At 45.5% G+C, this 11,890-nt stretch carries 9 protein-coding genes; 6 read left to right on the forward strand and 3 right to left on the reverse strand.

Annotated elements, in window-relative coordinates; translation table 11 throughout:
* Positions 1-16 precede the first annotated feature (16 nt).
* On the reverse strand, positions 17-1,300 hold the full coding sequence (locus tag ACQCV8_RS05035; RefSeq protein ID WP_426843470.1) for an NAD(P)/FAD-dependent oxidoreductase: 1,284 nt from the start codon (positions 1,298-1,300) through the stop codon (positions 17-19).
* A 152-nt stretch (positions 1,301-1,452) separates the two neighbouring features.
* Between ACQCV8_RS05035 and ACQCV8_RS05040 the strand changes: the two genes are divergently transcribed.
* On the forward strand, positions 1,453-3,078 hold the full coding sequence (locus tag ACQCV8_RS05040; protein WP_426843471.1) for a putative polysaccharide biosynthesis protein: 1,626 nt from the start codon (positions 1,453-1,455) through the stop codon (positions 3,076-3,078).
* Between the two features lie 32 nt (positions 3,079-3,110).
* A complete protein-coding gene (locus tag ACQCV8_RS05045; RefSeq protein WP_426843472.1) occupies positions 3,111-3,839 on the forward strand; it encodes a pseudouridine synthase in 729 nt (242 codons plus the stop codon).
* Positions 3,840-3,952: 113 nt separating this feature from the next.
* Here the strand turns inward: ACQCV8_RS05045 and ACQCV8_RS05050 are convergent, their stop codons facing one another.
* Both ACQCV8_RS05050 and ACQCV8_RS05055 read right to left on the reverse strand, forming a co-directional pair.
* The gene (locus ACQCV8_RS05050) at positions 3,953-4,174 is read right to left on the reverse strand and encodes a DeoR family transcriptional regulator (RefSeq protein WP_426843473.1); all 222 of its coding nucleotides are present in this window, start codon (positions 4,172-4,174) and stop codon (positions 3,953-3,955) included.
* Between the two features lie 349 nt (positions 4,175-4,523).
* Positions 4,524-5,822 carry an NCS2 family permease gene (locus ACQCV8_RS05055; RefSeq protein ID WP_426843474.1) on the reverse strand — a complete coding sequence of 433 codons (1,299 nt, stop codon included), beginning with the start codon at positions 5,820-5,822 and terminating at the stop codon, positions 4,524-4,526.
* A gap of 175 nt (positions 5,823-5,997) precedes the next feature.
* Between ACQCV8_RS05055 and pepV the strand changes: the two genes are divergently transcribed.
* The 4 genes from pepV (at position 5,998) to ACQCV8_RS05075 (ending at position 11,886) form a co-directional block, all read left to right on the forward strand.
* Positions 5,998-7,386: a dipeptidase PepV gene (gene pepV / locus ACQCV8_RS05060; RefSeq protein ID WP_426843475.1), complete on the forward strand. Its 1,389-nt coding sequence runs from the start codon at positions 5,998-6,000 to the stop codon at positions 7,384-7,386.
* Positions 7,387-7,856: 470 nt separating this feature from the next.
* Entirely contained in the window at positions 7,857-9,869 is a 2,013-nt protein-coding gene (locus ACQCV8_RS05065) for a penicillin-binding transpeptidase domain-containing protein (RefSeq protein WP_426843476.1), read from the forward strand.
* A gap of 166 nt (positions 9,870-10,035) precedes the next feature.
* Entirely contained in the window at positions 10,036-10,497 is a 462-nt protein-coding gene (locus tag ACQCV8_RS05070; protein WP_426843795.1) for a GNAT family N-acetyltransferase, read from the forward strand.
* A 162-nt stretch (positions 10,498-10,659) separates the two neighbouring features.
* A complete protein-coding gene (locus ACQCV8_RS05075) occupies positions 10,660-11,886 on the forward strand; it encodes an acyl-CoA dehydrogenase (RefSeq protein ID WP_426843477.1) in 1,227 nt (408 codons plus the stop codon).
* The last annotated feature ends 4 nt before the right edge of the window (positions 11,887-11,890 follow it).

An 11,890-nucleotide genomic window follows, 5' to 3' on the forward strand; every position in this document is an offset into this window, starting at 1 on the left:
AAAAACCCGGTCTAGGTTAAACCGGGTTTTCTTCTTTGGACAATGCGTATTCAGCGGCATTACCGCCAGCAAGCCTCCCTGTAATGAGGGCGGCTGTAATATTATATCCACCGGTATAACCGTGAATATCCAGAATTTCCCCGCAAAAGTACAGGCCAGGCATAAATTTTGAAGCCATTTCTTTAGGGTGGATTTCTTTAACAGAAACTCCTCCTCCGGTTACAAAGGCTTTGTCCAGCGGAAGGGTGCCGTCCACCTTACATTCAAATTGTTTGCATGATCTTGCGAATCCCCTCAGTTTTTCATGGGAGGTCTGTGAATAAGGCTCACTTGGATCGATTTCCTGCTGCTCAAGGAGGAAAAGCAAGTATCTTTCCGGCAGCAGCCCTTTATACAGGTTCTTTAATGCTTTCCTCGGCTCTTCTTTTCCAGCTTTAATCAATTCCTGGAACAATTCTTCTTCCTTGCGGCCGGGAAGGGCATCGATGGTGACTCTTACATATTGAGCGTTGTATTTCTTCATCGTTTTCACGATATATTGGCTGCACCGCAGTACAGCAGGACCGGAGATGCCAAAATGGGTAAAGAGCATGTCCATTTTGTGGGTGATTACGGTCTTGCCCTTGGGATTCAGGACACTTAGTGCCACACTTCTCAGTGCCAGACCCTGAAGAGATTTGTTTTTTATGAATGGTTCGCTGGATGTAACAGGAACCTCAGTCGGGAAAAGGTCGGTAATGGTATGGCCCGCAGCTTCCGCCCATGCATAGCCATCCCCGGTGCTGCCTGTGTGGGGGACGCTCTTCCCTCCTACCGCAGCTACAACAGCGTCTGCTTCAATGCATTCACCAGTTTTAAGTGTGATGCCTTTAACCTGCTGGTTTTCATAGTCAATCCGTTTAACCGGCTCGTTCACACGGATTTGCACGTTCAGTCTTTTCAGCTCGTTCAGGAGAGATTCGACAACTGACTGGGCTTTGTCGGAAACCGGAAACATTCTTCCGTGATCTTCTTCCTTCAGTCCAACACCAAGTCCCTCGAAGAAAGAGATGATATCCTCGTTGCTGAACTCAGAAAAGGCACTGTATAAAAATCGGCCGTTGCCGGGAATGTGTTTGATGATTTCTTCAACGGGAAGGCGGTTCGTTACATTGCAGCGGCCTCCGCCTGATATGGCGAGCTTACGTCCAAGCTTGCTCCCTTTATCAAGCAGGAGTACGCGCGCACCCCTGCTTCCGGCCGAGATGGCTGCCATCAGTCCCGAAGGACCGCCCCCAATTACAATTACATCGTACTTCATTGTGTCACAACCTTCTTTTTAACCTTCATTCATTATAGCCGAAATCTGCATTCAAGAAAAACTGCTAAATTCCACAACTTTTTCCTCTCCATGCCTGCTTATGTTAAACTAATAAAGTTGAACCTAATTTCACAAGAACGGTGATAAAAGATATGTCAGATAAAATGCTAAAAGGCACGTTTATTTTAACGCTTGGTACATACATTTCCAGGCTGCTCGGTATGATTTATATCATTCCGTTTACAGCATTGGTAGGCACTCAGGGGACGGCACTCTATCAGATGGGCTATACCCCTTACGTTATATTCTTAAGTATAGCCACGGCCGGTTTTCCAATGGCTGTATCAAAATTTGTAGCGAAGTACAATGCGATGGGAGATTATCAGACAAGCCTGAGAATGTTCCGCAATGGAATGATCGTCATGCTTTTAACCGGACTTGCTTCATTTGCTGCGATGTATTTGCTCGCTCCTGAGCTTGCAGCATGGTCTCTTAGGTCAGAAGATACCCCATCCAGTTCTATTGCAGAAGTGGAATACGTGATAAAAATGCTGAGTGTGGCCCTTATTGTTGTGCCAATTATGGCGCTTTTGCGCGGCTTTTTTCAGGGCCATCAGATGATGGCGCCAACCTCAGTTTCACAGGTGGTTGAACAGCTCTTCCGAATCGTTTTTCTGCTTGCATCTGTATACCTTGTCTACATCGAATTTGAAGGTCCTTTAGTAGAAGCGATAGGATACGCAACTTTGGCCGCTGCAGTGGGTGCAGTTGGCGGGCTGCTCGTTCTGTATGTTTATTGGCAAAAGTATAAAAACCGCCTTGAAGCCATGCAGGAAAATACCGTACCGCCCTCAGATGTGAAAATGAGAAAGCTTTTTAAAGAGCTTCTCACCTATTCCTTGCCATTTATTTTTATCGGCTTAGCGATTCCGCTATATCAGCTTATTGATCAAGGAACGATGTACGGGGCTTTAAGAGAAATCGGAAAGACTGATGAGGAAGCAAAAGCTCTCTTTTCCCACGTTCAGTTTGAAGGGCGCTCCCTAATAATGATTCTAGTTTCACTTGCGACCGCGTTCGGATTGACTTTAGTTCCATCCATAACAAGGGCATTTTCAACAGGGGGAATGCGCCAGGTACACCGCCAGATTAACCAGGCATTCCAGATTATCATGTTTCTGGTTATGCCCGCTGCTGCCGGCATGATGGTGCTCGCTGGTCCAATTTATGAATTCTTTTTCGGATATTCTTCAGAGGCGGCACTTCTTCTGCAATGGCAGGCTCCGTCTGCATTGCTGTTTTGCTACTTTACAGTGAATGCGGCCATCCTGCAGGGGGTCAACAAGCAAAAGCTCGCAGTGATCAGCCTTGCAATAGGACTTATTATTAAGGCAGCGGTGAATTATCCGCTCATCGTATGGTTAGGTGCGCAAGGGTCAATCATCGCCACAGCACTAGGGTTCATTGTCTCGATCATTTACGGTTTTGCGATGATAAAGAGGCATGCACACTTCCATTTCAGGCAGTTTTTCAAGAGGACGATCCTGATCCTTATGCTTACGGTGGTCATGAGTGTGTTTGTATCGGGTATTCAATCGATCGCTGAGATCTTTATTCATTTTAAAGAGGGCAAAATTTCATCGGCACTTATGCTTGTTTTGACGGTCGGGGGCGGGGCTGCGGTTTATCTTTACACCTCGCATAAGACGCATTTGCTGGAAAAGCTCCTTGGCTCGCGTTTTTCATTTTTAAACAGAAGGAAGAAAGGGAAGGCGTGACAGCCTTTCCTTTCAGTATGAGGTGAATGGTCATGAGAATGGATAAATTGCTCTCCACGATCGGCTATGGCAGCCGGAAAGAGGTAAAGCAGCTCCTGAAAACCGGTGCTGTTCTTGCAGACGGAGTGGTAATTAAGGATGGAAAGACCCATGTAGATCCTGAAACACAGGAGGTGACCGTTCATGGAGAAAAGATCGAATACCGAGAGTTTATTTATCTGATGATGAACAAGCCGCCAGGTGTCCTTTCCGCAACAGAGGATCTGTCCCAGCCGACGGTCATTGATCTTTTAACGCCGGAGGATGCTGTTCGGGATCCGTTTCCGGTAGGCAGACTGGATAAAGATACGGAAGGGCTGCTTGTCATTACAAATGACGGCCAGTTGTCCCATCAGCTGCTGTCGCCGAAAAAGCATGTAGCGAAAACATATTTTGCGATTATAGATGGAACCGTTACGGACGAGGATGTGGCTGCCTTTAAAAAAGGAGTTACCCTTGATGATGACTATCTGACAAAGCCCGCAAAACTGGAGATTCTGACTGGAGGGGATCCTTCTGAAATTAAGGTGTCCATTACAGAAGGCAAGTTTCATCAGGTGAAAAGGATGTTTGAGGCGGTCGGAAAAAAAGTCACATTTTTAAAAAGGCTGACGATGGGTGATTTAGAGCTGGATGCGGATCTCGAACCTGGGGAGTACCGTGATTTGACGGATGAAGAGGTAGAGGTGCTGCGAAACAGCAAGCCTGCTGATTTTTTATAAACGGCCGGGGATCCGGAAAGCTTGCTTTCTGAAAAAAACGGATAAGAGCTGTAAAAAAAAGAACCTGTTCAGAACAGGTTCCTTTTTATGTATAGGTGTTCAACCATTCTTGCTTATGATGTGAGTTTTACTTTCTTCTTTGTAGTCGTCCACTTACCTCTTGCAGGGCTTTTGACAAGCTCGTTGTATGCTAACACATTTAAATCACGCTGAATCGTTCTTGGTGTAATACCAAATTCGTCGACAAGCTGCTGAGTTGTAACGGTACCTCTTTCCATGATGAACATGTAAACAGATTTGATACGGTTTAGCATACGGTTAGTTGAAGGTTTCAAAAAACCACTCCTTATTTTTTGATCGAACAGGTCTAAAGACCTGCAGCAATCTAGGATGTCAACCACTAATGATGTCCCTGTGTTAGCCTATTTAATTGGTATAGTTGAAGCTACAATCATATTTTACACGAAACAAGCGAGAAGATTCTACCTTGAGCCTTGAATTTACACAATATTAACATATTGCCTTATAAAAATCACGGTTTTGCTTTACTATATGTATTGAATTCAGAAAATTATGACTGTAATAAACAAGGAATTCATACCTGCTATTTTTCGACTTGCTGATAGTTCTTTAGAAACATAAAAAGCCAGCAGATGCTGGCTTTTGTAAGGATGATTTTTACAGTTAATGTGAACCAATCACGACAAGATGAATAAAGAACAGGACAGCAAAGATGTATACAAATGGATGAACCTCTTTCCATTTTCCTTTAGCTGCTTTCATCAGCGGATAGGATATGAATCCGAGCGCAATTCCGGTTGCGATGCTTGATGTAAGAGGCATGCTCAGGACCACGAGAAAGGCTGGAAAAGCTTCGTCCAGTTCGCCCCAATTGATGTTGGCGATTGCGCCCATCATTAAGCTTCCGACGATGATTAAAGCTGGGGCCGTAATGGCTGGTATGCCGGAAACGGCGCTGACGAGCGGGAAGAAAAAGGAGGATATGGCGAACAGAATGGCGACAACCAATGCTGTAAGTCCGGTTCTCCCTCCGGCTGCCACACCGGCAGAAGACTCGATGTAAGCCGTCGTCGGACTTGTTCCGAACATGGCTCCAACTGTTGTAGCGGATGAATCAGCCAGAAGCGCTTTTCTCGCATTAGGAAGCTCTTTCCCCTTCATTAAACCTGCCTGCTGCGCTACTCCAATCATGGTTCCGGTCGTATCAAAAATAGTAACGAGAAGGAAGGAGAAGACAACCGCATATAAACCATAGTGAATGACGTCAGCAAAAGCTGTTATCGGATTAATGATGATTCCCTCAGGAAGGTGAGGGGCAGCTACCACCTCTTTAATGTCAAGCTGGCCGGTGAAATAAGCGATCAGGCCGGTAACGATCATCCCGATGAAAATCGCTCCGTTCACGTTCAGTGACATAAGGACAAGTGTGATGGCAAGGCCGATAAGTGTCAAAACAACGGGTGCGGAGTGAAGGTCGCCCAGGGATACAAGGTTTTCAGGGTGATCTGCGACGATTCCTGACGTACGAAGTCCGATAAATGCGATAAACAATCCAATTCCAGCGGTGATTCCGTTTTTTAAATTTGATGGAATGGCCTCGATAAGCTGTTTTCGAAATGGCGTAAGAGACAGAATTACAAATATGATACCGGCCACAAATACAGAAGCGAAGGCTACTTCATAAGAGATGTTCGCTTGTCCTCCTACAACGGAGAAAGCAAAGTAAGCATTCAGGCCCATCCCCGGTGCAATGGCAATCGGATAATTAGCGAATAGTGCCATCCACAGCGTTCCGATAATCGATGCGATGATGGTTGCGACAAATACTTGCTGGGGAGGGACTCCTGCAGCAGAAAGTATTTGCGGATTAACTACCACAATATAAACCATGGTAAGAAAGGTCGTAAAGCCAGCAATGATTTCTGTTTTTAAAGTGGTCTGGTTTTCTTTTAATTTAAACATGAGAAACCTCCAAATAATACGAACATTATTTCAAAACCTTATTAATAATATTCGTTTTTAGCTAAAAATGCAAGCGGTCTGATTGTTTTTTTCTGCAATTCTTTCATACAAGCATCCCGTTTGGTATCTTAACATATATACAGGTTTTTCATACATATCTGAGAAGAGAGGGATTATGATGGTTAATTGGATTGAAGAAACAGAGAAAAGACGCGACCAGATTATTCAGGATACCCAGGAATTTTTGAAAATCAAAAGTGTATTGGATGAAGAAGGGGGAAAAAAGGGGGCTCCGTTTGGTGAAGGCATTCAACAAGCGTTCGAGCATCTTTTAAATAAAGGGGAGCAGGATGGCTTTGATTCGAAAAATCTGGATGGGTATGCCGGTCATCTCGAAATGGGCAGCGGGGATGAGATTGTCGGAATTCTTTGTCATATAGATGTTGTTCCGGAAGGAGACGGATGGAGTTCGGATCCTTACGGGGCGGAAATCCGCGACGGAAAAATCTTTGCACGCGGAGCACTGGATGATAAAGGGCCGACGATGGCTGCGTATCATGCAATGAAGCTCGTGAAGGATTCAGGGGTCAGCCTGAATAAGACAGTGCGCATGATCATTGGAACCGATGAAGAGAGCGACTGGCGCTGTGTGGACCACTATTTCAAACATGAAAAAATGCCGGACATTGGCTTTGCTCCAGATGCTGATTTTCCGATCATTCATGCTGAAAAGGGGATTATTGATGCGAAACTTCGGTTCAAAACCCCGCATTCAGCTGAAGATGCCTCAATGACGCTTACAACTTTCTCTTCCGGACGCCGCTTTAATATGGTCCCTGATTTCGCTGAAGCAGAACTAAAGGGGGCAGATGAACTGGAGGCTCAGTTCAATGCCTGGCTAAAGAAAGATGGAGTACAGGGCAGCATAAAGAGAGGCAGCGGGGTAACGAAGCTTCAGATTGAGGGGGTCTCTGCACATGCAATGGAGCCAAATAACGGGAAGAATGCCGGTGTAAGTCTTGCAGCCTTCCTTGCTTCAATTAATCTTGATGGTGCCGGGAAAAAATTTGCCGCCTTTATTAAAGAACACTTCTACCAAGATACTAGAGGCAAAGCGCTCCGCATTGAAACAAACGATGAGGTAAGCGGAGACTTGACCGTCAACCTTGGCACGATGCAATACGGGGAAGGGACGGGCGAGCTCGGAGTCAATGTGCGTTATCCTGTCACTTGCAGCCCGGAACCGGTTAGGAATGCACTTGAATCCATCGATGGGGCTGAGCTGACACTGTTCAGCGACTCGCCGTCCCACTATGTGGAAGCCGACCACCCGCTTATCAAAACGTTAGCAGGTGTCTATGAAGAACAGACAGGAGAAAAGGCAAGCCTGATCTCGATTGGCGGCGGCACATATGCCCGTTCATTAAAAGCAGGAGTCGCGTTCGGTCCGCTTTTCCCGGGAAGGCCAGACATTGCTCATCAAAAGGACGAGTACATTGAAATTGAAGATCTGATTCGGGCTACAGCCATATACGCTCAGGCCATTTATGAGCTGGCGAAATAATCATTGGAAAGAAGAGGCTGGGACAAAAGTATTTTAGCTAAAGGTAAACCCGAACTATTAGCTGAGATTTTTACAAAATCTTTCGTCTAAAAGTTCGGGTCTTTATTTGTTGTTAATAGATTTGTGGAACTTACACATATTCTTTAAAAACTAGTGGAATGGAGCGGAGGACACTCGACTCCTACGGGAAATAGAGGAAAGGCTGAGACCCCGCAGGCGAAGCCGAGGAGGCTCAGCTTCCTCCCCGTGGAAAGCGAGTGGCCGTAGCGCAATGAAACGATCTTGTTTTTATTGCTGACGAATTAAAAAATACCAGCATAATATTCGTCTTTAAGCATGGTTAATTTAGTTATGTCCCATCCTCTTCTTTTTGTTGCAAACGGCAGCAAAGGGGTAAAGCGAAATGTCATTGTAAAAACGTTCCATATGATACAATGGATGAGGTAAATAATAACAGGGGGGCTTTTTTCTTGAGATTGGCTGCGTGGATGATTACCTTGTTCTTTCTCTTGCTGGCTGGCTGTTCAAACGAGCCGGCACCTGAAGAACGAATGAGCCAGTACATAAAAAAGTGGAATGATAAGGAATTTAATGAAATGTATGATCAGCTGACAGCTGACAGCAAAGAAAAAATTTCTGAAGAAGAATTTGTAAAGCGGTATAAAACCATTTATGAGGATCTTGGAGTGGAAAAGCTGAAAATAAGCGTTAATAAAACGAAGGAAAAAGTGGAGGTTAAAGAAGGCGAGCCTGTAAAGCTCTCATTTTCCGCTTCAATGGAAACGTTGGCGGGCCCGGTTGAATTTGAGCATGAAGCATCGCTTGTCCAGGAGGAGAAGGAGAAGGGCAAAGATTGGTTCGTGCAATGGGACCCTTCTTTTATCTTTCCACAGCTGAAAGAAGGGGAAGAAGTACGGGTCATTTCTTCGTCTCCAAAGCGGGGCCAGCTGTTTGACCGTAATGGAGAAGGTCTGGCAGTGAACGCAGCCGTTAATGAAATAGGCATAGTTCCGCAGGGAATAAAGGACAAGAAAGAGGAGGTCCTGTCAAAAGTGACAGAGCTGCTTCCTGTTTCAAAGGAAAATGTTGAACAGGCTCTGGGAGCGGATTGGGTCAGGGAAAGCGATTTTGTTCCAATTGCTAAAGTCGATCCTGCGAATAAAGAAGTGCTCAAAGAATTATTGGCACTGCCCGGGGTTCAAAAAAGAGAGGTCCAATCGCGCTATTATCCGCTGGGCGAACATGCAGCGCATTTAGTGGGATATGTTCGCCCTATAACGGCTGAACAGCTGGAAGAGCAAAAGGGTGATGGATACTCCGCTAACTCAATGATTGGAACGAGAGGGCTTGAACAAGTGTATGAGAATGAACTGCGCGGGGAAGCAGGCTGGAGGATCCAGACAAGCGAAGGGGAGGAAGTCATTGCAGAAAAACCTGCAAAGGATGGCCGTGATCTGCACGTAACGATTGATAGCACCCTGCAGACAAGCCTTTCCAGCCAACTGAAAAAGGATAAAGGAACAGCTGCAGCTATTCACCCGCTTACAGGGGAGACACTTGCGCTTGTCAGTATGCCCTCCTATAACCCGAACAACTTTCTTTTTGGCTGGACGAAAGAAGAATGGGACGCCTATAACAATGGAGAACAGGGAGCGGCTGTGGCCCGTTTTAACAAGCTCTATTCACCTGGATCTGCAATAAAGCCTCTGACGGCTGTGATTGGGCTGGAAACAGGCAAGCTGGATCCTGTAAAGCAGGAAGACATCAGCGGTTTGACCTGGTCTAAGGATGGCTGGGGAAGCTATGAAGTGACGCGTGTTTCTGAACGCCTATCAAAGGTGAACTTAAAGGATGCCCTGGTCACTTCAGATAATATTTATTTTGCAAGAGCATCCCTTTCCATCGGTGCAGAAACCTTTGAATCAGAGCTTGAAGAACGGTTTGCCTTTGGAGAAGAGCTTGATTTCTATCCGTTTCCGACCGAGCCCTCATCCGTATCCAATAACGGAATCCAGTCCGAAGGCCAGCTGGCAGATTCTGGATTTGGACAGGGAGAAGTGCTGATGAGCCCGCTGCATGCGGCAGCCTCCTATACAGTTTTTCATAATCAGGGAGACATGATTCAGCCGTATTTGGAAAAAAGAGAAAAAGCTGAACCGTCTTATTGGAAAAAAGAAAGCGCAACGCCTGAAAATGCCGCTCTAATAATGGAAGATTTAAAGGCTGTTATCAGCGATCCTTATGGAACGGGGCATAAACCCGAGGCGAAAGGGATTGAGCTTGCCGGTAAAACCGGAACCGCCGAGCTGAAATTGGCAAAAGGGGAAGAAGGAAAGGAAAATGGATGGTTTGTTGCCTCAAACACAGAGAATCCGAGATTGCTCGTTGCAATGATGATTGAGGATGTTAAGGAGCGGGGCGGCAGCCATTATGTTGTCCCTAAGGTGAAAAGTGCGATGAGCGAGTATTTGAAACAGAATTGAACGAACTCTTTAATGAAGGCTTGCAGGAACCCAGCGGTTTCCCGCAAGCCTATACTTGTCTGATGCTGGCGCTTTTAGCGCAGAAGAAGATAGCGAGTGTGTCCATTGTAAAGAGATGAAATCTAATATAGGTTTCCAAAAAGAAGCAGGGTTAGAGGGGATACTGATGTCTTATACGTTTGAAATAATGACCCAGGAACAAGCAGAGGAAATCGCTTTTAACTGGCATTATGATGGAGATTATTCTTTTTATGATATGGAAGCGGATAAAGAGGATTTGGAGGGATTTGTAAACGCGGAAACGCGTGGGAAATACACGTATTCTGTTACTATTTGCAATGAATTGATCGGGTTTTTTAGCTTGAATAAAGTAAACGATCACATTTTTGATATAAGCCTAGGATTGAGACCGGACTTTACCGGCAAAGGTGAGGGAGTGGCTTTTCTAAAATCCGGCATAGAGTTTGTGAAAAATAACTATGATCCCGAGAAATTAACATTATCAGTGGCTGCCTTTAATCAAAGAGCGATAAAAGTTTACAGAAAAGTTGGATTTAAGGATTCTGGGACGTTTGCGCAGAATACAAATGGCGGTACATATGAATTTTTAAAGATGGAGTATGTATGATGGTTTTTAAACGTTAGCTTTAAGGTCCTTTAAATCAATGCTTTAAAACCATTCAATGAGATTCTGCAAAACTGCTATTGTAAATTTTAGAATATTTAGTATATGATAGAGGGAGTTACATACCAACCGGTCAGTTAGCGGAAATAAAGGAGGAACAGCACTATGAATTTTTCCTACTCAGAAAAGGTCCAGGATTTGCAGAAAAAGCTGAATGATTTTATGGATGAATGGGTTTATCCGAACGAAAAACGGTATGAAGAGCAATTGAATGAGCAGGAATCGCGCTGGACGAGGGTGCCGGAAGTGATGGAAATGCTTAAAAAAGAAGCACAGAAGCGGGATTTGTGGAATTTATTTCTGCCAGACAGCGAATACGGTGCTGGTCTTACAAATCTTGAATACGCTCCGTTATGCGAGATTATGGGAAGATCGCTCATCGCTCCGGAAATCTTTAATTGCGGAGCCCCGGATACAGGGAATATGGAGGTGCTTGTGCGCTATGGAACGGAAGAGCAGAAGAAACAGTGGCTTGAACCGCTGCTGTCAGGAAAGATACGCTCCTGCTTTTCCATGACCGAACCGGAAGCTGCGTCCTCTGATGCTACGAATATTTCCTGCAGCATTACAAAAGATGGCGATGAGTATGTTGTGAACGGCAGAAAGTGGTGGTCGTCGGGTGCTGGAGATCCGCGCTGCACAATTGCAATTGTTATGGGAAAGAACGATCCGGATGCTCCGAAATATGAGCAGCAGTCAATGATTCTTGTTCCGCTGGATACAGCAGGGGTGAAAAAGGAGAGGACCCTTCCTGTATTCGGGTATGATCATGCCCCGCACGGACACGCGGAAATTTCCTTTACAAACGTCCGAGTTCCAGCCACCAATATGATTTGGGGAGAAGGAAAAGGATTTGCAATTGCACAGGGAAGGCTTGGACCAGGCAGAATTCACCATTGCATGAGGCTGATTGGGGCAGCAGAGCGTTCACTTGAAGAATTATGTAAGCGTGTACAAAAGCGGGAAGCCTTTGGGAAGCCATTATCCAAGCAAGGGGTTGTCCAGGATTGGATTGCCGAATCCCGCATTGATATCGAACAGGCAAGACTTTTGACACTGAAAGCCGCGTACATGATGGATACAGTCGGGAACAAGGTGGCGAAACCGGAAATTGCCATGATTAAGGTGGTGGCTCCTAATATGGCATTAAGGGTTATTGACCGTGCCATTCAAGCATTTGGCGCAGCCGGCGTTTCAGAGGACGTTCCGCTTGCCGCACAATGGGCAAACGCCAGAACGTTAAGACTTGCTGACGGTCCGGATGAAGTGCATAAGGCTCAGCTTGCGAGAATGGAACTGAAAAAATACGGCGTCTCTTTACAGACGGTTTGAGGTG

This window comes from Metabacillus sp. 84 (assembly GCF_050107715.1).
Lineage (GTDB): Bacteria > Bacillota > Bacilli > Bacillales > Bacillaceae > Metabacillus_B.

Excerpts from the sequence above, each read along its gene's own strand:
- ACQCV8_RS05035 (WP_426843470.1), bottom strand. The coding sequence starts at position 1,300 with ATGAAGTACGATGTAATTGTAATTGGGGGCGGTCCTTCGGGACTGATG.
- ACQCV8_RS05040 (WP_426843471.1), top strand. The coding sequence starts at position 1,453 with ATGTCAGATAAAATGCTAAAAGGCACGTTTATTTTAACGCTTGGTACA.
- ACQCV8_RS05045 (WP_426843472.1), top strand. The coding sequence starts at position 3,111 with ATGAGAATGGATAAATTGCTCTCCACGATCGGCTATGGCAGCCGGAAA.
- ACQCV8_RS05055 (WP_426843474.1), bottom strand. The coding sequence starts at position 5,822 with ATGTTTAAATTAAAAGAAAACCAGACCACTTTAAAAACAGAAATCATT.
- pepV (WP_426843475.1), top strand. The coding sequence starts at position 5,998 with ATGATGGTTAATTGGATTGAAGAAACAGAGAAAAGACGCGACCAGATT.
- ACQCV8_RS05070 (WP_426843795.1), top strand. The coding sequence starts at position 10,036 with ATGTCTTATACGTTTGAAATAATGACCCAGGAACAAGCAGAGGAAATC.
- ACQCV8_RS05075 (WP_426843477.1), top strand. The coding sequence starts at position 10,660 with ATGAATTTTTCCTACTCAGAAAAGGTCCAGGATTTGCAGAAAAAGCTG.